We start from the raw sequence: 18,931 nt of genomic DNA, 5'->3' as shown, positions 1-18,931 counted from the left end.
ATCAAAGCTTCACTTATATAACGCCGTGGCGCATGCTCGGGCAATATTGACGGCTTAGGCAGGAAGACATGGTGATGGCAGGCGGCAACGGCGTCGTGGTCCGCGACGTGACGGACGGCGATATGGCTGACGTGCAGGGCATCTATGCCCATCACGTGCTCAATGGGCTCGCGACCTTCGAGGAGGTGCCGCCGACGGTGGACGAGATGCGTAGCCGCCGGAACGCTGTGCTGGCGGCAGGTCTGCCGTATCTCGTGGCCGAGCTGGATGGCCGCGTGGCCGGCTATTGCTACGCGACGTCGTACCGGCCGCGGCCGGCCTACCGCCACACCATCGAGGATTCCGTCTACGTGGCTGACGGGCTGCACGGCCGCGGCATCGGCGTGGCGCTGCTTCAAGAGCTGATAGTACGCGCGGAAGCAGGACCTTGGCGGCAGATGCTGGCCGTGATCGGCAACAGCGGCAACGCCGGGTCGATCGCGCTGCACCGTCGCATGGGCTTTCAGCCGGCGGGCACTTTGATGTCGGTCGGGTTCAAACTCGGGCAATGGGTCGACACCGTGCTGATGCAGCGGCCGCTCGGGCCGGGCGCTTCCACGCTGCCCTCAGGCAAGGAAGCTGCCCGGTGATCGCACGCCGGGTCGTGGTCGCCCTCGGGCTGGCTCAACTGATTTCCTGGGGCGCGACCTACTATCTGATCGGCGGGTTCGGCGAGCAGATATCCGCGGATCTCGGCTGGGGCCGCGACATCGTCTACGGCGGATTTGCCGCGGCGCTTTTGATGATGGGCGTGGTGTCGCCCCTTGCGGGCAGGTGCGTGGATCGCCGCGGTGGCCGGGAAGTCATGGTCGCAGGCGCTCTGATCAACGCGGCCGGCTGCGCCGGTCTCGCCCTCTCGCATCAGATCGGCAGCTATTTCGTGTCCTGGATCGTTCTGGGCCTCGGCATGCGGCTGACCCTGTACGATGCGGCGTTCGCGGCGCTGGCCCGGATCGGCGGACCGGAGGCGCGCCGCGCGATGTCCGGGATCACTCTGCTCGGTGGCCTGGCCGCCACCGTGTTCTGGCCGCTCGGCCATACGCTCTCGGAACATTTCGGCTGGCGCATTGCGGTATTGGCCTATGCCGGCTTTGCGCTGCTGACGATTCCGCTGCACTTGCTGATTCCGAACAAGCGGTTTGCCGGCGTGCCGAGCTCTGGTGTGGCGGCGCCGAAGCAGCCGCGCGCTGCCAGCCGCCGGCAGCTTGCGGCGGCGGGCGGGCTCTATGCCGTGATCATGACCGGAGCCAACTTCCTGAACGCCGGCATGTCCGCCCACATGATCGCCGTGCTTTCGGGGCTCGGGCTCACCGTCACCGTGGCGGTTTGGATCGCAACACTGCGGGGCATTGGGCAATCGGCCGCGCGCCTTTGCGAAGTCCTGTTCGGCGGACGGCTCGATCCGCTCGCGCTCAATCTGATGGCCTGCCTGATCATGCCGCTCTCCTTCATTGCCGGCCTGTTCAGCGGGACATCGAAGGAGATGGGGATCGCCTTCGCGCTGCTCTACGGCGCCTGCAACGGCATTCTGACCATCACAAGGGGAACGTTGCCGCTGATCCTGTTCGATCATCGCAGCTACGGCACGCTGGTCGGCCGGCTCATCGTTCCGAGCTTCATCCTGCCCGCGGCGGCGCCGTTGGTCTATGCGATCGTGATCGACCGGTTCGGCGATGCCAGCGCGCTTTATCTTTCCACCGGCCTCGCCATGATGACGCTCGTCGCGGCTGCCATGCTGAAACTGCTGTTTCCGAGGGCTCCCTGAGGCCGACGCCGCGGGATATGGTTTAGAAAATGGGAGGAACAAGAACGTGACGTCAAAGACCAAGAACAATTTCGTAGCCTTGATGCTCGCCACGGGCATCGTCTGCTCCGGAACCGGCTTTGCCGCCGCCGAGCCTTATGGCGACCGGACGGTTGCGTTGCTCAAGAAGCTGATCGCCTTCGACACCTCGAATGGCCCCGGCGATACGCGGGCGCTCGCCGAATATCTGAAGTCGCAATTCGCGCCGCTGGGCGCCGAGGTCGACATCTTCGTCGCCCCGAACGGCAAGGCCGCGCATTTCATCGCCCGGCTGCGCGGCGACGGCTCGAAGAAGCCGGTGCTGCTGGCTGCCCACGCCGACGTCGTGCCGGTCGAGCGCGAGAAATGGACCGTTGAGCCGTTCGCCGGCGTCGAGAAGGACGGTTTCGTCTACGGCCGCGGCGCGATGGACTTCAAGGGCGGGCTCGCCGTCTTTGCCAGCGCGGTGATGCGGCTTGCGGAAGAGAAGACGCCGCTGTCACGCGACGTGATCTTCCTGGCCGAGGCAGACGAGGAGCAGGGGCAGTACAGCACGGTGTGGCTGGCGAAGAACCATTGGGACAAGATCGACGCGGAATTCGCGCTCAACGAAGGCGGCTATGTGCTGCAGGAGCGCGACGGCACGGTCCGCCAGATCAACGTCACCACGGCGGAAAAGCTCTCGGCGACGTTTGCGTTGAAGGCGACCGGTCCCTCCGGCCATTCCTCGCGGCCGTTCCCGGCGGGCGCGATGGCCAATGACCGCCTGATCGCGGCGCTGGCCAAGCTCGCGGTGCACGATCCGGCCGTCAAGCTGGTGCCGGCGACCGAGGCCTATTTCAAGGCGCTGCTTCCGATCAGTTCGGAACAGACTGCAGCCGATATCAAGCAGCTGTTGGCGGCTAAGGACCAGGCCGATCTCGACGCGGCCGGAAAGAAACTGGTTGCCGACAATCCCAAGGACAGCCTGCTGCTGCACGCCCTGTTGCGCGACACCATGGTGATCACGATGATCGATGCCGGCATCAAGCCCAACGTCATCCCCGGCGACGCCAAGGCGGTCGTGAACACGCGACTGCTTCCGGGAACGACGACCGACCAGATGATTGCCGAGATCAAGCGCGCGGTCGGCGATCCCGGCATCGAGGTCAGCATCGTCACCGCGCTGCCGCAGCAGGAGGCGCGGGAGGCCTATCTGATCCGGAGCAAGATGCCCGGGTCGCCGGTCGATACCGAACTCTATGCCGCGCTGGAGCGCAACGCGAAGCGGGTCTGGAAGGACGCCGTGCTGGTGCCGACAATGTTCGAGGCGGGGACCGACGCCACCGCCTGGCGCGAGCGCAACGTGCCGGTTTACGGCATCTATCCCTATCCGCTCGACGACGACATCCTGAGCCGGATGCACGGCAACGACGAAAGGATCGGCGTCGAGGCGATCAAGCAGGGGGCGGAGTGGGTCTACAACACGCTTCGCGAGGTCGCGAAGAAGTAGCGATCAGTTCGACAGGTAGTTGCCGAGGAAGTCACGCTTGCCGAGCGCCACGCCGCGATGGCGCAGGATGGCGTAGGCGGTGGCGACGTGGAAGAACAGGCTCGGCAGCGCGAAGCCGTACAGATAGCGCGCTGCCGGCATTGGCGGGACGCCGAAGGGCAGGCTGATGATGCGCTCCGCGGCCTTGTCGAATGCTCCAACCGGGAGCGTGTCGATGTAGTCGAGCGTTCGCGATATCCGGGCATGCGCCGCGGCGAGGTTCCCTTCGTCGTCGGCAAAGGGTGGTGGCCCGAGACCGGCGAGCCGCCCGGCGGCGCCCTTGGCGTGATCGCTCGCCCGTTGCACCTGGCCGACCAGCGTCAGCATGTCGGGCGCCAGCCGCGCCGCGAGCATGGCATCGGGATCGAGACCGCGTTCGCGGGCGTGGGCCTCGCCCTTGCGCAGGAGATCGGCAAGCGCATCGAGCATCTGGCGAAACACCGGGACGGACGCATCGTAGAGCGGCGCGGTCATGGAATTCTCCTTTTTCAAGCGGCAGGCTCGCGCGGTAGCCACAGCGACAGCCAGCCGCCGAGCGCCAGCAGCGCGACATTGCAGCCGAGTGCGATCGTGAATGCGTGCGCATAATCGTCGGCCTGCGGATGCGGCCCGAGCAGGCTGTAGAACACGCCGCCGATAACGGCGACGCCGAGTGCGGCGCCGATCTGGAAGGTCGAGATCATCATGCCCGATGCCAGCCCGGCATGGCGCGGATCGATGCTGCCGATCACGGCCTTGATCACAGACGGCATCACGGTGCCGAAGCCGAGCCCGCCGCAGATCAGGCCGAATTCAAGGCTCTGGGGCAGCGTGCCGCTGACCGACAGCATCACGACGCCGAAGCCGATCACCTGCAGCGCAAAGCCCAGCGTCAGGGTGCGCGCGCCGAGCCATTGCATCACCAGCGACGACACCAGCGAACTGACGAAGAAGCCGGTGGCAAAGGGCAGGGTGGCAAGGCCGGCCGCCAGCGGAGACTGATGCAATCCGCTTTGCAGGTAGACCGCAAAGGTCAGATAGAACGACGACAGCATGTAGAAGGCGAGCGCCATCACCAGCCCGATCACGAAGTCGCTGTTGCGCAACAGATGGAGCACGACCAGCGGGTCGCCGCCGCGTGCGGACAGCCGTGCCTCGAAGCGGACGAAGGCGGCGAGCATCAGCGGAGACGCCAGCAGCATCGCGATGATCCAGATCGGCCAGCCGGATTCACGGCCCTCGATCAGCGGATAGACCAAAAGGCCGAGTGTGTGAGCGACAGCAGGATGACGCCGCCGATGTCGAGCCGCTGGGCATGCTCGGCGCGCGAGTCAGTGAGGAACAGCAGTGCGCCGAGGAAGGCGGCGAGGCCGATCGGTACGTTGATCAGGAAGATCGCCTGCCAGGCCAGTCCGAATGGATGCGCCGACACCAGGACGCCGCCCAGCACCTGACCGCAGATGTTCGCCAACCCAAAGGTGGCGCCGTAGAAGCCAAGCGCGCGGCCCTGTTCGGCCGCCGGAAACAGCACGCGGATCGAGGCGAGCACCTGCGGTGCCATCGCGGTGGCGGTGAGGCCCTGCAGGATTCGTGCGGCGACCAGCATGGCCGGCGACCATGCGATGCCGCACAGCACCGACGCGATCGTGAAGCCTGCGACGCCGGTCAGGAACATCCGTCGGCGGCCCAAGAGGTCGCCGAGCCGGCCGCCCGTGATCAGGAACACCGCGTAAGTCGCGGCATAGGCCGAGATCACGAACTGCACCTCGCTCGCCGTCGCGCCGAGATTGCCGCGTATGGCGGGGAGAGCGAGGTTGACCACGTTGAAGTCGAGGATCGGCAGGAAGGCGCCGGTGAGCAGCACGGGCAGCGCCAGCCATCGCCGCGGGTCGACCGTTGCAGGCGGCGCGTCGTGCAATTGCAACGTCTCGGTGGTCTCGCTGGTCACCTGGCAGCTCCTCTGCATCGCCGGCGCCTCGCACCGCGTGCGCCGGTCGGTCGAACTTCCGAGAAGATGGCCTGTCTGTTTGTGATAAGGTATTGTCTGGAGATGCGAAATGAGTTTGCAAAAATGCACAGCCCTCTCGACTGGAATGATCTTCGGCTCGTCCTCGCCGTCGCGCGGGAAGGCAGCTTGTCGGGGGCGGCGCGCAGGCTCTGCGTCACGCATTCGACGGTGTTTCGCCGCCTTGGCACGATCGAAGCCGCGATCGGAACGCGGCTGTTCGAGCGGTTCCGCGACGGTTACGCACCGACGCCGGCGGGCGAGACGGCAGCGGCATCGGCAGCCCGGCTCGAGGATGAGGTGCTGGCGCTTGAGCGCAGGCTGGCGGGACAAGACCTCAGGCCGTCAGGCACGGTCCGGATCACGACGACGGATACGCTCGGCGTGGTGCTGATGCGGCATCTGCCGGCGATGCGCGCCGCCCATCCGGAGATCCAGCCGGAGATCATCATCTCCAATGCGATGGCCAACCTGACACGCCGCGAAGCCGAGATCGCGATCCGGCCGACGCCGGCACCGTCCGAGCTGCTGGTGGGACGGCGCGTTGCCGACATTGCCCATGCGGTCTACGGATCGCGCGCTTATCTAGCCCGGCGCGGCGACAAGGACCTGTCGGCGCATGACTGGATCGGGCTCGACGATGCGCTGGCGGCAACCGTCATCGCCGGATGGATGCGCGAGAAGCTTCACGCGGCGCGCATCACCTGCCGTGTCGATGCGCTTCCGGCCTTGCGCGATGCCGCAGCGGCGGGGCTGGGGCTTGCCGTGCTGCCTTGTTATGTCGGCGATCCTGCGACGACGCTACGGCGGGTGACGCCGAAGGCGCTCGCAGAGCCGCGCTCGGCGCTGTGGCTGTTGACCCATGACGATCTCAAGCGCACTGCGCGCATCCGCGCCACGCTCGATTTCCTGGCCAAGGCGCTGGCGTCAGAGCGCGCGCTGTTCGAGGGAAAGCGAGCCGACGGCGCGCGGCGCTAGTCGGCCGCGGGTGGATCGTTCATACCTCGAGAACTTCAGTCGAACTGCTCCGTGCCGTACGTTCCGCAGGTAGCCGGTGATGTTCGCGAAACGCACTGACGATCGTCTTGAGCGCCGCGCGGGATTTGGCATCAGATAGAGCGGACAGAAGCACGATTTCGGACGGGGGAAGCGAAGGCAGACCGAACCGTCGGCTGACCTCGATCGTTCCGGCAGGTGCAAGCCGGCAAGAGAATACCGAGGTGGCAAGGCCGGCGGCCACCGCGTCTGCGACTGCAAAGGATCCGCAGCCGAGGAAGCTCTCCGTCCACGGGATGCCGGCCGCCGCCAGCGCGCGCGTGGCAATGTTGAGCACGCCGCAGGAGGGCGAGGGGGCGGCCAGCCGCAGCGGCTCGCCGACGCGATGGACAAAGTCCGGGGTGGCGAACCAGCCATAATGGTCCGTCGCCAGCATTTCGCCGTCGCGGCGGTCGTCCTCGCGGCGGATGATCGCCGCGTCGACGTCGCCTCGATCGAAGGCCTCGAGCAGGTCGCGGGAATCCTCGAGCCGGACCTCGATGGTGAGCGCCGGGTCGTGCGCGTGCAGCCGCGCCAGCAGCGTAGGTACTTCGGCTCCGCCGACATGCGTGGCGATGCCGAGCGAGAAGCGACGCAGGCGAGCCGACGACAGCCCCGCGATGGCGCGATCGTGCGCGGCGAGCAATTCGCGCGCCGGCGCAAGGAACGCGGCGCCCTGCGCCGACAGGCGCACCAGCCGCGGTGTCCGCTCGATCAGTCGATGGCCGACATGGCTTTCCAGCCGCTTCAGCTTGACGCTGATCGCGCCCTGCGTAGTGCCGAGCGCTTCGGCTGCGCGCGTGAAGCTCTTGAGCTCGGCGATGGTCACGAAGGTCTTCACGGCGTCGATGTCGAGCGTGGTCATGTCAATCATCCGGAATTGTTGTCTCTGAAATATCTAGTCATCCAATTCACCAATGCTCAAGCGGTGACTAGCTTTGTGTTGTGAAGCGCTGCGGCCACCCGATTCCCGTCGCTGCTGCCTCAATAGATCGTGAGTCGATCGGCCAACGCTGCTGCCAGCACCCTGGCAACAGCGTGCGGTATGCCGTTGGCTTGCCACAACAAAAGGCCTCATCATGTCCACTGAACTGAGCCGCCGCGGCGCCGTCGTGTTGTCCGCCGTATGCCTAGCCTGCCTGATGTTTGGATTGGAGATTTCCAGCATCCCCGCGATCCTGCCGACGCTGGAGCGGGTGCTGCATGCCGACTTCAAGGCGCTGCAATGGATCATGAACGCCTATACCATCGCGGTGACCACGGTGCTGATGGCGATCGGGACGGTGGCGGATCGCTACGGACGCAAGCGCATCTTCCTGGTCGCGATCGCCGCATTCGGCATCACCTCGCTGATCTGCGGTATTGCCCAGAGTGTCGAGATGCTGATCGTCGCCCGCTTCCTTCAGGGGCTCAGCGGTGGCGCGCTGCTGATCTGCCAGATCGCCGTGCTCTCGCACGAATTCCAGGGCGGCCGCCTACGCGCCGTCGCCTGGGGCTGGTGGGGTGTCATCTTCGGCATCGGCCTCGGCTTCGGACCGATCATCGGTGGTGCTGTGGTCGCGGTGCTGAGTTGGGAGTGGGTGTTTCTCGTCCACGTGCTGTTCGCGGCTGTCGCGTTCGTGCTCACGATCGGCGGCGTGCATGAATCGAAAGACCCGAAGGCGAGCAGTCTGGACGTCGCCGGCATCGTGACGATGTCGGTTGCCGTGTTCTGTCTCGCATTCTACATCACGCAGGGTCCGGATCTCGGCTTTGCCAGCCTGAGCGGCCTCGCGATCCTCGGCGTCTCCGCCGTGAGCTTCATCGCGTTCCTGGTTGCCGAGAAAGTCAGCCGGCGGCCGATGTTCGACTTCTCGGTCTTTCGGATCCCGGCGTTCTCCGGCTCGATCATCGGCTCGGCCGCGATGAATCTCAGCTACTGGCCGTTCATGATCTATCTGCCGATCTGGTTTCATGCCGGCCTCGGCTATGACAGCGTGTCCGCGGGTCTTGCCTTGCTCGCCTACACGCTGCCGACGCTGGTGATGCCACCGTTTGCCGAGCGCCTGTCGCTGCGCTACCAGCCGGGCCTGATCATCCCGGTCGGGCTGTTCACCATCGGCACCGGGTTCATGCTGATGAAGTTCGGCAGCACCGCCGCGCAGCCGGACTGGTTGACGATGCTGCCCGGCTGCCTGCTCGCCGGAATTGGCCTCGGCATCACCAACACGCCCGTCACCAACACGACAACGGGCTCGGTCTCGAGCGACCGCGCCGGCATGGCCTCCGGCATCGACATGAGCGCGCGCATGGTGTCGCTTTCAGTCAACATCGCGCTGATGGGGTTTATCCTGGCGAGCGGTGTGCTAGCGCATCTGAAGGCAGTACTTCCCGCGCTCGATGGCGCGCAGCTTCGCTCAATTGCGGAACGGATCGCGGCGGGTGACGCCGCGTCGGCGCCGGAGCTGACCGGTCCCGTCGTGCATCAGGCGCTGGCGAGCGGCTTCGGCCGGGTGATGCTCTATGGCGGCATCGGCGTCTGGATCATGGCCGCGATCAGCTTTCTGATCTTCAATGCGCGGGCGGTGCGGCAGGCCGAAGCCCAGGGTACCAAGTGATCCTGATGTCGCCGCGCCCGCACCGGAACAAAGGCGGCCAGGCGGCACAGATCACTTCACGAGGGTTAGTAGCGGCTTGTCTTTCTCGACTATGTAGGTCGCAAGCTCGCTGGCGCTGACATCGCCGATATTCTTCGCGGCATGGATCGTGCCTGCGGGAATGAACAGTGCGTCGCCGGCCTTCAGCTTTGCCGGCGGTCTGCCGTCGACATCGTATTCGAGCGTGCCGGCGAGCACGTAGATGATCTCTTCGCCGGGATGGGTGTGCCGGCTGAATGCCTTGCCCGGCGCGATGTCGACGCGGACCTGGACTGCTTCGCGTCCGGGAGCGCTGAGGTCGTGGCGCTGCAGGTCGGTTCGCGTGATGCCTGCTGGCTGCTGCGCCTGGGCGGTGGGGATCGTCAGGAAACTTCCAGCGATCAGGGCCGCCCTTGCGAGGAGGCGCGTCGCCGTCATCAGTCTGCTGGTCATCTCAAACTCCAGGGTTTGTTGTCTCGACTGGACCGACCGCAAACCGGCAAGCGGCCGGTCCGCGTCGGAGGTCGTCATATGCCGGTCTCAGACCAGGGTGGTCGTGACGTCGATGTTGCCGTGGACCGCCTTGGAGTAGGGGCAGATGCCGTGCGCGGCTTCGAGCAGCTGCTGTGCAACATCGCGGTCGACGCCGGGAACGCGGACGTTGAGGCGCGCGCTCAGGAAGTAGGCGCTACCGGCCTGGTTCAGGTCGATCTCGGCGTCGACCTCGGGCTCGCTCGCGAGCTTGACCTTTCGCTCTCCGGCGGCAAGCTGGATCGCGCCGATGTAGCAGGCCGACCAGGCGGCGGCGAACAGGTTTTCCGCGGCCGGGTGCGGCTGCGGCAGCTTGACGTCGAGGAAGCCGTCGTGCGAGCGGCCGGTGCCGTTCGGGCCGGCGGTGACGTGGGTCTTTCCGGTGGCGAGAACCTTTGCATTGGCGGTCATGGAGAACTCCTTTGGTTGAATTTGCATCGTGTCCGATCTAATCGGATGCGAGTTGAAATAGGCCGCACATTAGGTGATGTCAAGCACTTCCGATTTAATCGGATACGATTTATATTGATCCGGACTTCACGAACTCCGGAGATGCCCGTGACCCGCCCCGCCAAGGCCGACGCCAAAGGTCGAAAACTCTCGAATTTTCTGTGCTTTGCGGTCTATTCGGCCAATCTGGCCTTTGGCCGCGCCTACAAGCCGATCCTGGACGCGGTCGGCCTGACCTACACCCAGTATATTGCCATGATCGCGCTGTCGGAGGCCGACGAGCAGACCGTCAGCGCGCTCGGCGAAAAGCTGTTTCTGGAATCCAATACGCTGACGCCGATCCTCAAGAAGCTCGAGCAGAGCGGCTACATCAGCCGCACCCGCGATCCCGCCGACGAGCGGCAGGTGCGGGTGAGCCTGACGCCGGCCGGTCGGCGGTTGCTCGACAAGGAGATCAACGTGTCCCTGGTCGAAGCCACCGGGCTCGGGGATGAGTTTCCGATCGTGCAGAAGAGCGTGGTCAGGCTGCGCGACAATCTGCTGCATCACACACGCGGCGATTCCAAGAAGGGCTGATCGTTCGGCTACAAATTGTAATTTGCCGTATCCGCTCCGCGTGCTTCCGCATTTTTGCCACGGCCTATCTGAAGAGTGCGGTCGACGCCAAATATTATACGCCGCTGGTGTCCGACCTGATCGGACTGATCCACCTGCAAGGCGGCCTGCTCACCAAGATCGGGGACAATGATCTGCGCATGCTGGATCATTTCCAGATGGGGCCGAACCTCGTGCGCGGCTTTGCCACCAACGGCATCGGGCCGCGTGACATCACCTATGCGAGCTTCGGGGCGGTCGGGGATGCGCTCGGCGGCACCAAATTGGGGCGCGTCGATGGAGCTGCAGATGCCGTTCTGGTTCCTGCCCTCCGAAGTTGGGCTGAAGGGGGCTGTCTATGCGGACGCCGGCTCGCTATGGGGTTACCAGGGCCCGACGTCGTGGGCTGCGACCGGCGAGGTGAATACGGCTGCCTGCACGTGTGGCCTCCAATACGATGACGAGAACGTCGTGCGGACCTCGGTCGGCGTCGGCCTGATCTGGGCATCGCCGTTCGGCCCGCTGCGCTTCGATTACGCGGTGCCGATCACGAAGGGCAAATACGACATCGTGCAGGAGTTCAGGTTCGGGGGCGGGACGTCGTTCTAGGAGGGCGATGGCTTCGCCGAAAGCGCGATGCAGCCGTCGAGCGTCGCCAGCATGAAATCGGCCCGCTCGGACGGCGAACTCTTCGGCAGGCTGATGACGTCGAGGTGAACATTGCCTCACCGTTCGAGCGCGGGCCGCGGGCAACACACGTGCGTAAGCCGTTGCAGTGGACGAACGCGAAACGGCCAATGGACGGGAGGTTTGCACCTCCCGTCTATCTTTCGTCAGTCCTTGAACGGATCGAACTCGCCTTCACCCGCCATGGCCACGGCAAACGGCCGCAGCGTGTGCAGCACCTTCACCGTTCCGGCGTGGTGGGCAAGCACCTCCGGCAGGCGCCGATAGGCCATCGGGCTCTCGTCGAGATCGGCGCCGACAAGCGTGACGCCGCGCTCGTTGAGCCAACGGTCCATCTCCTCCCGCGTGAAGCGCCGCTTCGCTTCATTCCGCCCGAACAACCGGCCGGCTCCGTGCACCGTCGAGTAGAGCGAGGCCTTGGCCTCCGGACTATCGACGCCCTCGAGAATGACGGCATCATCGCCCATCGACCCGCCGACAAAGCCCCGCTGTCCGGGGAACGCCGGCGTCGCGCCCTTGCGCACCACCCACAAATCCTTGCCGCCATGGGTTTCCCGCCAGGCGTAGTTGTGGTGGTTGTGCACGGACTCGGTGACCTTGCCGCCGATGATCTGGCGGACACGATCCACGACCCATTCGCGGCCCGCATAGGAATAGCGGCCCGCAAGCTGCATCGCGGCGATGTAGCGGCGCCCGAGCTCGGAATCCTCGTCGACGATGGCGGGCGGGACATTCATCCCGTCCTTGCCGCCGGCGGCCTTGAGGTAGCGGGTCGCGCTGGTGTGCCCGAGCCCGCGGCTTCCGAAGTGAACGCCGATCCAGACGAAGCCGGCCTCGTCGCGCATCAAGTCGACATAGTGGTTGCCGGAGCCGACCGTGCCGAGCTGGCCTGTGGCCTTCTGCCGGTACGCCTCCATGTCGCTCTCGCGCCAGGCGTCGCCATCGTCGAACAGCGCGTGCTCGACCTTCTCGATGTTCTTCCGGCCGATGCCAAAGGAGATCACCTTGGCAACGTCGCGGATGATGGTCGGGGCGGTCGCACGGATGTCGTCGAAGCGCACATCGAGCCGCGCGGCCATGTTGCCGCAGCCGATGTCGAAGCCGACGCCAGAGATGCTGATCTGCTTCTCGTAGGCGATCACGCCGCCGACCGGCTGGGCGTAGCCGAGATGGCCATCCGCGCAGATCACGCCGGACACGACGTTGCCAACCGCCATGCAGTTTCGCATCTGCTTGATGGTCGCCGCGTCATGCTCGCCGAACACCTTCAGCGGCGCGTTCTTGAAGCGCTCCTCCTGCGGGCGCAGCATCGCGATCTCCGACGAGGCCGCATCGGCCTCGCGCGCAAGCTTCTCCTTGCGGGCGGCATCGCGATACAGGCACCAGGCCGGCTGGCCGCGGCCTTCGCCGACGCGGGATTCCGGATCGATGCCCGCAGCGAGGCAGAGTTCGCGGGCACGTTCCTGGCAGGGATCAGGTCGTCGCATTGTCTTGGTTCCTGCTGGATCTGGACCGGCCGCGCGCACGCCGCGCGACCATTCGGGATTGTCCTTGCCGGAGTTCGACCAGACCGCTTGCGGGTAACAAAAAACCCTCCGGAGCGGCTGGCTCGGGAGGGTCCGTGACTTACGGATTGTCGATCGCGCCTAAGCGAGACTGCTCCCATGAACCGGGCATGCATAGACGATCGGCCGTAGATTGGCTGACGGTCTGCGGATCTGTTCGTATCCTTGCTGCGGTTTCAGTATCATCGGTTCGCTCGCATTTTTTCGCAAACAAGCGTTCGCGAGGGCCGTCGAAATACGCCTGCAACCTCTGAATGTCAAGCGCTGCGCCGATGCGATTCTGTAATCGCGCCGCGCCCTGGCGATGTGCCGCGATTCCGCACGCCGGCTAGCGCGACCATCGGTATCGGAGCAGGGCGGTGTCGGCGCTTTGGGAAAGCGCCGATCTGTTGTGTCGTTAATCGGTCAACGCTGCTATTTAGGGTTGTTGCTGCCGAACACCCGGTTCGATTCATAAGCAAGAGGGGCGCGCCCGTGCAAAAGCTGATTTCCATCGCCGTAATCATGTCGGCGATCCTGTTCGGAGCATTGCTGCCGGCATCCGGGCAGAACGCGCCGCCGAGTGAGGCCGCGCGAAAAGCCGAGCTGGTTGCCGCCTGGCAGGCGGCGAGCCAGGCCGGCACTGCCGGTCCCGCAGACGTGACGCTGATCGATCAAGCCAAGCTGAAGCTGCCGGAGGGACGTTTCTTCGTTCCGAAGACCGAAGGGACGCGGGTGTTGCGGGCGCTCGGCAATCTCGTCAACGACGCGACCTTCATCGGTCTTGTCGTCGGCACACGCCAGAACGATCAGTGGATCGTGGTCATTCGCTACGTCAAGGAAGGCTACATCAAGGACGACGATGCGAAGAACTGGAATGCCGACGAGCTGCTGAGCAGCATCAAGGAAGGCGTGGAAGAGAGCAACAAGGATCGCGTCGCGCGCGGCTTTCCCGAACTGGAGGTCGTCGGATGGATCCAGCCGCCGGCCTATGACGCTGCGACCCACCGTCTGGTGTGGTCGATGCTGGGCAAGGACAAGGGGCAACCGGACAACCTGCCCAAGGGCGTCAACTTCAACACCTACGCGCTGGGACGCGACGGCTACTTCAGCCTGAACTTGCTGTCGAAGTCCGATCGCATCGAAAACGAAAAGCCGGTCGCACGGGAATTGCTCTCCGACCTTTCCTACAACGAGGGCAAGCGCTACGAGGATTTCAGCGCAAGCACCGATCGCATTGCCGCCTACGGCCTCGCTGCACTGATCGGCGGGGTCGCCGTCAAGAAGCTCGGGCTGCTTGCGATCGTGACGGCCTTCGTGCTGAAATTCGCCAAGGTGATCCTGCTCGCCGCTGCGGCGTTCGGCGCCGGCATCATGAAATTCTTCCGCCGCAAGCCGCGCACCGATGTGGGCGGTGATGTGACGTGAAGGCGCTGCTGGTCCTCCTTCTCTCGGGTCTGAAATGGGGCAAGCTTGCCGCCAGCGGCGGCAGCATGCTGCTGTCGCTTGCGGTCTACGCGACGATATGGGGCTGGCGCTATGCCGCGGGCTTCATCGCGTTGTTGTTTGCACATGAGATGGGGCACTACATTGCCGCGCGGCAGCGCGGCCTCGATGTCGGAGCGCCGGCCTTCATTCCATTCATGGGCGCCTTTATCGCGTTGAAGGACCACCCGGCCGATGTCGAAACCGAAGCCTATGTCGCGATCGCAGGCCCCGTTTTCGGAACGGTCGCAGCGCTCGCGGTCTATCTATGGGCACGATCCGAAGACAGCGGGCTTCTGCTGGCGATCGCCTATTCGGGCCTGTTCCTCAATCTGTTCAACCTGCTGCCGGTGTCACCACTCGATGGCGGTAGGGTGACGGCGGTGCTCAGTCCGCGGATCTGGTTCGCCGGCGTGCCGATCCTGCTGGCGTTGATGCTCTACCGGCCGAGCCCAATGCTGCTGATCGTCGCGATCCTTGCCGCACCCCAACTGCTTCAGGCGTGGCGGTACGATCCTCACGCCCCCGATAATATCGCCTATTACGGGGTCCCGCTGCAGACCAAGCTCGAATACGGGGGCGCGTATCTCGGACTTGCGGCGCTGCTTGCGATCATGACCTATGACGTCCATGAGATGTTGAGTCGGTTCGCCGGTCCGGCATGACAGGAGGAAGACACGCATGCTGCGACGATCGATCATCTGTTTGGCGTCGGTGTCCTTCCTCGGCTTCGCGGGCATTGGCTCATCGGGGGCCGCTGAATCCGGCGGACCGATCCGGGTCGGCGCGGTGCTGCCGTTTTCCGGTGGGGTCGAGCTGTACGGCCAGCAGGCCAGGCTCGGGCTCGATCTTGCCGCCAAGGACATCAATGCGGCGGGCGGCATTCTCGGCCGGCCGGTCGAGGTCATCTATGCCGACGACAAGACGCGGCCGGAGGCGGCCGCTGACGCGATGCGTTCGCTGGTCGAAAAGCAGGACGTGCTGGCTGTTGTCGGTCCGATCACCTCGCGCAATCTGAATGCGTTGGTGCCGCTGGCAGAGAGCTCGAAGACGCCGCTGCTCTACGCCACCAATTACGAGGGCGGCAAATGCAGCCGCTACCTGTTCTCGTTCGGCGCGGTGCCGAACCAGGAGCTCGGCCAGCTGCTGCCCTATATGACGCAAACCTTCGGCAAGACGTACTTCTTGCTCGGTGCCGACCGGGTCTGGCCGCATCAGATGTTCGACATCGCACAGCCTTTGATCGAGAAGCTCGGCGGCAGGGTGGTCGGGACCAAATACACGCTGGGAACGGAGACCGACTTCTCTCCGCTGATCAAGGAGGTCGCGGCGAGCAAGGCCAAGGTGCTGCTGTTTGCGCTGAAGGGCGACGGGATGGATTTCATCCGGCAGGCCGACGAGGCCGGGTTGCTGAAGGATATCACCGTCGCTTTCCTTGGATTGTCAGAGGTCGACCTCGGCATCTTCCGCGGCAAGGGCCAGAACATGGTCACCGTGGTGCCGGCGGTCGCGGCGAGCGAGGACCCTGCCGTCAAGGCGTTCGTCGCGAAGGCGCGCGCCGCTGCCGGCGCGGGTGTCGCGGTATCGAACTATGTGATGACGCATTACAACACCCTGATCGCGCTCAAGGCGGCGGCCGAGAAGGCCGGCAAGCTCGACAAGGAGGCCATCATCGATGCGATGGCGGGCCTCACCATTCCGTCGCCGACCGGCCCGGTGACGCTCGGCCAGGATCACCACGCGGCGATGAACATGTTCATCGCCAAGACGCAGGGTTCCGAACTCGTGCAGGTCCGCGCGCTCGGCGAGATCGCGCCGCAGCCCGGATGCAGTCTGGCTGGTCGCTGACCGCCCGTCGACGGTCGCGATAGCGGCCATTGGAGGCTGACGCTCGCAAAAAAAAAGTGAGCCGGAGCGGACGTCTGCTGTCGGTTCCAGTCCGGGCCGCTCGTCTTACAGCCAGAACGAGCTGCATGGGAGTTCCGGAATGAGCAATTCGACCTATCGCTGGGTGATCGTCGCGGCCGGCGGCCTGCTGGGCTGCGTGGCGATCGGCGGCATGTTCTCGTTGCCGGTGTTTCTCCAGCCGATGGCGCGCGAGACGGGCTGGTCGGTGACCGGCATCTCCAGCGCGATGACGATCGGTTTCCTCGCGATGGCCTTCACCAGCATGATCTGGGGCACGCTGTCGGACCGGTTCGGGCCGCTCCCGGTGGTGCTGACCGGATCGGTCGTGCTGTCGGCAAGCCTTGCGCTGGCAAGCCAGGCGACCTCGCTGCTGGCGTTTCAGTTCGTGTTCGGTGCGTTGGTCGGCGCGGCCACGGCGGCGATCTTCGCCCCGATGATGGCCTCCGTCACCGGCTGGTTCGACACCCATCGCAGCCTCGCGGTCTCGCTGGTGTCGGCCGGCATGGGCATGGCGCCGATGACGATGTCGCCGTTCGCGGCCTGGCTGATCTCCCATCACGACTGGCGGACCGCGATGCTGATCGTCTCCGGCGTGGTCGGCGTGATCATGATCCCGGTGTCGTTGCTGGTGCGGCGCCCGCCGGCGCTGCAAGGCGATGCTCCCGAAGCGGTCTCGACAAACGGCGAGCCGCCGCTGTCGCTGGCGCAGGCGCTGCGTTCGCCGCAATTCCTCATCCTGATCACAACCAATTTCTTCTGCTGCGCCACCCATTCGGGGCCGATCATCCACACCGTGAGTTACGCGGTCACCTGCGGCATTCCGCTTGTTGCCGCCGTGACGATCTACAGCGTGGAAGGGCTCGCCGGGATGGGCGGCCGCATCGCCTTCGGCCTGCTCGGCGATCGCTTCGGCGCCAAGCGGGTGCTGGTGCTCGGCTTGCTGGCGCAGGCGTTCGGCGCGCTCGGCTACGTCTTCGTACGCGAGCTTGCCGCGTTCTATGCAGTCGCGGCGATCTTCGGCTTCATCTATGCCGGCACCATGCCGCTGTATTCCGTGCTGATCCGCGAGAACTTTCCGCTGCGCATGATGGGCACCGTGATCGGTGGTACCGCGATGGCCGGCAGCCTCGGCATGGCGACCGGGCCTTTGGCCGGCGGCCTGATCTACGACACCTTTGCGAGCTACACGTGGCTCTATGTCGGCTCCTGGGCCACGGGCCTCGGCGCGTTCCTGATCATGATGACCTTCCGGCCGATGGAGGCAGCGCGATCGACCGCGGTGCCCGCGCCGGCGTGAGCTTGCTCGGCGCGCGAAGCGATTGATCGTCTTATGCGCCGCTACGCTTCGGCCGGCGGATGGCGCGCACCTTGTTGTTGGTCGAGCCGCTGCCGCAGAAGAACCGGTCCTTGCCGTCGGATTCGAGCCCGGAGACGAACGTGCCCTTCGGCATCTCCAGCCGCTCCATGACTTCGCCGGTCTGCGGGTCGACGCGCCGGACGTCGCTCTGGTCCTCTTCCCAGGTGCCGTGCCAGAGTTCGCCATCGACCCAGGAGACGCCGGTGACGAACCGGTTGCTTTCGATGGTGCGGAGCACCTTGCCGGTTTCCGGATCGACCTGAACGATGGTGCGGTCGCGATACTGGCCGACCCACAGCGAGCCTTCCGCCCAGGCGAGGCCCGAGTCGCGGCCGCCGCCGGGCGAGGGGATGGTGGAGATCACGCGTCCGCTGCTCGGCTCGATCTTCAGGATACGGTCCTCGGCGATCTGATAGAGATGCTTGCCGTCGAAGGCGGTGCCGGCGTGGGCGGCGATGTCGAGGGTGCGGGTGGTGGTGCCGCTGTCGGGGTCGAAGGCGACCAACTGGCCTCCCGCCGCGAACCAGACCTGCTCGCCGTCGAAGCTGACGCCGCCGACGCTCTCGACGCCCTCGAAGGCATATTCCCGGATGATCTCGGCTTCGGACTTCTTCATGCGGCGCTCCAGACTTTTGTTCTGACGCGTTTTCTTCACGCGAACCGGTACCCACTTCGCTCGAAAACGCTCCGATTGCCGTCCGATGCTAGCCGTTCGGCAGCGGGGCGGGGAGTAACAACGTCGTCGTGAATCCCGGCACCGGCGGCGTCATCCAGCGCCGGGCGCGCGCGCGGCCGACCGACTGCACCTTGCCTGTGGCGGCCAGCGCGTCGAGCGCGCGCTGCACGGTGCGTTGGCTTGCGCCCAGCGCCACCGACAGTGCCGAACTCGACCAGGCCTCGCCGTCGGCGAGGAAGGCCAGCACCGCCGCATGCTCATCCTCGACCGGCAGCGCCAGAACGGTGACCTCGCGGCGGCCGTGCGGCTCGAGCACGAAGCCGTCGGGCGTGGCGCTGAGATCGGCGAGCGGCCGCAGCGCCCGGCGCAGACGTCCGATCTCGACCCGCAGCCGCGCGCGGTGCGATTCATCGGCGTGCTTGCCGCGAAATGCGCGCGCGATCAGCGTCCCGCGCGACACGTCCTGCGGCCAGGCTTCGCCCAGCGCGCGGGCGAGTGCGAACAGCACCGGCCGCCGGTTCAGAGAGACAGTCGTGCCGATATCGCGCACCACGTAGCGACAGGCATCGACAACAAGCGCCTTCGACGCCATCAGGGCCTCGACCTCCTCGAGCAGCAGCGGCCGCTCGTGGCCGCGCGCAATCAGGCGCGCCGCCGGCGTGGCGAGCAGGCGTGCGGTGCTTTCGACCTCGGCCACAAGCCCGGCGATGCG

Annotated in this window: 18 protein-coding genes and 2 pseudogenes; 11 read left to right on the top strand and 9 right to left on the bottom strand. The window is 65.5% G+C overall.

Annotation, left to right across the window (positions count from 1 at the left end; translation table 11 throughout):
* Positions 1–74: 74 nt before the first annotated feature.
* From H8A95_RS22175 to H8A95_RS22165, 3 genes are read left to right on the top strand one after another with little or no spacing between them, the layout of a single operon-like run.
* The gene (locus H8A95_RS22175; RefSeq protein WP_229185021.1) at positions 75–629 is read left to right on the top strand and encodes a GNAT family N-acetyltransferase; all 555 of its coding nucleotides are present in this window, start codon (positions 75–77) and stop codon (positions 627–629) included.
* The gene (locus tag H8A95_RS22170) at positions 626–1,804 is read left to right on the top strand and encodes an MFS transporter (protein WP_229185020.1); all 1,179 of its coding nucleotides are present in this window, start codon (positions 626–628) and stop codon (positions 1,802–1,804) included. Before H8A95_RS22175 ends, H8A95_RS22170 begins: the two co-directional genes overlap by 4 nt.
* A 46-nt stretch (positions 1,805–1,850) precedes the next feature.
* On the top strand, positions 1,851–3,314 hold the full coding sequence (locus H8A95_RS22165; RefSeq protein WP_229185019.1) for a M20/M25/M40 family metallo-hydrolase: 1,464 nt from the start codon (positions 1,851–1,853) through the stop codon (positions 3,312–3,314).
* A gap of 3 nt (positions 3,315–3,317) precedes the next feature.
* Here H8A95_RS22165 and H8A95_RS22160 read toward each other — a convergent pair whose 3' ends face one another.
* From H8A95_RS22160 to H8A95_RS22150, 3 genes are read right to left on the bottom strand one after another with little or no spacing between them, the layout of a single operon-like run.
* Complete coding sequence (locus tag H8A95_RS22160; RefSeq protein WP_229185018.1) at positions 3,318–3,827, bottom strand: DUF1993 domain-containing protein; 510 nt, start codon at positions 3,825–3,827, stop codon at positions 3,318–3,320.
* Positions 3,828–3,841: 14 nt separating this feature from the next.
* Positions 3,842–4,591, bottom strand: coding sequence for an MFS transporter (locus tag H8A95_RS22155; protein ID WP_229185017.1), 750 nt, complete (start codon positions 4,589–4,591; stop codon positions 3,842–3,844).
* Positions 4,576–5,280, bottom strand: coding sequence for an MFS transporter (locus H8A95_RS22150; protein ID WP_229185016.1), 705 nt, complete (start codon positions 5,278–5,280; stop codon positions 4,576–4,578). The genes H8A95_RS22155 and H8A95_RS22150 overlap by 16 nt, the downstream gene beginning before the upstream one ends.
* 123 nt (positions 5,281–5,403) lie before the next feature.
* On the opposite strand from H8A95_RS22150, the gene H8A95_RS22145 reads away from it, so the two are divergent.
* On the top strand, positions 5,404–6,315 hold the full coding sequence (locus tag H8A95_RS22145) for a LysR family transcriptional regulator (RefSeq protein ID WP_229185015.1): 912 nt from the start codon (positions 5,404–5,406) through the stop codon (positions 6,313–6,315).
* A gap of 19 nt (positions 6,316–6,334) precedes the next feature.
* Here the strand turns inward: H8A95_RS22145 and H8A95_RS22140 are convergent, their stop codons facing one another.
* Entirely contained in the window at positions 6,335–7,237 is a 903-nt protein-coding gene (locus H8A95_RS22140) for a LysR family transcriptional regulator (protein WP_229185014.1), read from the bottom strand.
* Between the two features lie 214 nt (positions 7,238–7,451).
* On the opposite strand from H8A95_RS22140, the gene H8A95_RS22135 reads away from it, so the two are divergent.
* Positions 7,452–8,969: an MFS transporter gene (locus H8A95_RS22135; RefSeq protein ID WP_229185013.1), complete on the top strand. Its 1,518-nt coding sequence runs from the start codon at positions 7,452–7,454 to the stop codon at positions 8,967–8,969.
* Positions 8,970–9,020: 51 nt separating this feature from the next.
* Here the strand turns inward: H8A95_RS22135 and H8A95_RS22130 are convergent, their stop codons facing one another.
* Together H8A95_RS22130 and H8A95_RS22125 are read right to left on the bottom strand one after the other, a co-directional pair.
* On the bottom strand, positions 9,021–9,425 hold the full coding sequence (locus tag H8A95_RS22130; protein WP_229185039.1) for a cupin domain-containing protein: 405 nt from the start codon (positions 9,423–9,425) through the stop codon (positions 9,021–9,023).
* Positions 9,426–9,527: 102 nt separating this feature from the next.
* Entirely contained in the window at positions 9,528–9,929 is a 402-nt protein-coding gene (locus H8A95_RS22125) for an Ohr family peroxiredoxin (protein ID WP_229185012.1), read from the bottom strand.
* Between the two features lie 141 nt (positions 9,930–10,070).
* On the opposite strand from H8A95_RS22125, the gene H8A95_RS22120 reads away from it, so the two are divergent.
* Complete coding sequence (locus H8A95_RS22120; RefSeq protein WP_229185011.1) at positions 10,071–10,544, top strand: MarR family winged helix-turn-helix transcriptional regulator; 474 nt, start codon at positions 10,071–10,073, stop codon at positions 10,542–10,544.
* Between the two features lie 62 nt (positions 10,545–10,606).
* Positions 10,607–11,171: pseudogene (locus H8A95_RS22115) on the top strand (BamA/TamA family outer membrane protein); the annotation flags it as partial.
* Positions 11,172–11,395: 224 nt separating this feature from the next.
* Here the strand turns inward: H8A95_RS22115 and H8A95_RS22110 are convergent.
* A complete protein-coding gene (locus H8A95_RS22110; RefSeq protein ID WP_229185010.1) occupies positions 11,396–12,736 on the bottom strand; it encodes an RtcB family protein in 1,341 nt (446 codons plus the stop codon).
* Between the two features lie 552 nt (positions 12,737–13,288).
* Between H8A95_RS22110 and H8A95_RS22105 the strand changes: the two genes are divergently transcribed.
* The 4 genes from H8A95_RS22105 to H8A95_RS22090 all read left to right on the top strand — a co-directional run bounded on the left by H8A95_RS22105 (position 13,289) and on the right by H8A95_RS22090 (position 17,483).
* Positions 13,289–14,221: a DUF2167 domain-containing protein gene (locus H8A95_RS22105; RefSeq protein WP_229185009.1), complete on the top strand. Its 933-nt coding sequence runs from the start codon at positions 13,289–13,291 to the stop codon at positions 14,219–14,221.
* Entirely contained in the window at positions 14,218–14,943 is a 726-nt protein-coding gene (locus H8A95_RS22100) for a site-2 protease family protein (RefSeq protein ID WP_229185008.1), read from the top strand. Before H8A95_RS22105 ends, H8A95_RS22100 begins: the two co-directional genes overlap by 4 nt.
* 16 nt (positions 14,944–14,959) lie before the next feature.
* Complete coding sequence (locus H8A95_RS22095; RefSeq protein ID WP_229185007.1) at positions 14,960–16,126, top strand: substrate-binding protein; 1,167 nt, start codon at positions 14,960–14,962, stop codon at positions 16,124–16,126.
* A 139-nt stretch (positions 16,127–16,265) separates the two neighbouring features.
* Entirely contained in the window at positions 16,266–17,483 is a 1,218-nt protein-coding gene (locus H8A95_RS22090) for an MFS transporter (RefSeq protein ID WP_229185006.1), read from the top strand.
* A 31-nt stretch (positions 17,484–17,514) separates the two neighbouring features.
* On the opposite strand, the gene H8A95_RS22085 is transcribed toward H8A95_RS22090, so the two are convergent.
* Together H8A95_RS22085 and H8A95_RS22080 are read right to left on the bottom strand one after the other, a co-directional pair.
* A complete protein-coding gene (locus tag H8A95_RS22085) occupies positions 17,515–18,159 on the bottom strand; it encodes a Vgb family protein (RefSeq protein WP_229185005.1) in 645 nt (214 codons plus the stop codon).
* Between the two features lie 88 nt (positions 18,160–18,247).
* Positions 18,248–18,931: pseudogene (locus H8A95_RS22080) on the bottom strand (helix-turn-helix domain-containing protein); the annotation flags it as partial.

The organism is Bradyrhizobium oropedii, assembly GCF_020889685.1.
Classification (GTDB): Bacteria; Pseudomonadota; Alphaproteobacteria; order Rhizobiales; family Xanthobacteraceae; genus Bradyrhizobium; species Bradyrhizobium oropedii.
Note: the sequence above shows the minus strand (reverse complement) of the source record. Positions and strands in the feature narration are given on the sequence as shown.

Excerpts from the sequence above, each read along its gene's own strand:
- H8A95_RS22130 (WP_229185039.1), bottom strand. The coding sequence starts at position 9,425 with ATGACGGCGACGCGCCTCCTCGCAAGGGCGGCCCTGATCGCTGGAAGT.
- H8A95_RS22145 (WP_229185015.1), top strand. The coding sequence starts at position 5,404 with ATGCACAGCCCTCTCGACTGGAATGATCTTCGGCTCGTCCTCGCCGTC.
- H8A95_RS22160 (WP_229185018.1), bottom strand. The coding sequence starts at position 3,827 with ATGACCGCGCCGCTCTACGATGCGTCCGTCCCGGTGTTTCGCCAGATG.
- H8A95_RS22135 (WP_229185013.1), top strand. The coding sequence starts at position 7,452 with ATGTCCACTGAACTGAGCCGCCGCGGCGCCGTCGTGTTGTCCGCCGTA.
- H8A95_RS22140 (WP_229185014.1), bottom strand. The coding sequence starts at position 7,237 with ATGACCACGCTCGACATCGACGCCGTGAAGACCTTCGTGACCATCGCC.
- H8A95_RS22125 (WP_229185012.1), bottom strand. The coding sequence starts at position 9,929 with ATGACCGCCAATGCAAAGGTTCTCGCCACCGGAAAGACCCACGTCACC.
- H8A95_RS22110 (WP_229185010.1), bottom strand. The coding sequence starts at position 12,736 with ATGCGACGACCTGATCCCTGCCAGGAACGTGCCCGCGAACTCTGCCTC.
- H8A95_RS22120 (WP_229185011.1), top strand. The coding sequence starts at position 10,071 with ATGCCCGTGACCCGCCCCGCCAAGGCCGACGCCAAAGGTCGAAAACTC.
- H8A95_RS22090 (WP_229185006.1), top strand. The coding sequence starts at position 16,266 with ATGAGCAATTCGACCTATCGCTGGGTGATCGTCGCGGCCGGCGGCCTG.
- H8A95_RS22085 (WP_229185005.1), bottom strand. The coding sequence starts at position 18,159 with ATGAAGAAGTCCGAAGCCGAGATCATCCGGGAATATGCCTTCGAGGGC.
- H8A95_RS22175 (WP_229185021.1), top strand. The coding sequence starts at position 75 with ATGGCAGGCGGCAACGGCGTCGTGGTCCGCGACGTGACGGACGGCGAT.
- H8A95_RS22095 (WP_229185007.1), top strand. The coding sequence starts at position 14,960 with ATGCTGCGACGATCGATCATCTGTTTGGCGTCGGTGTCCTTCCTCGGC.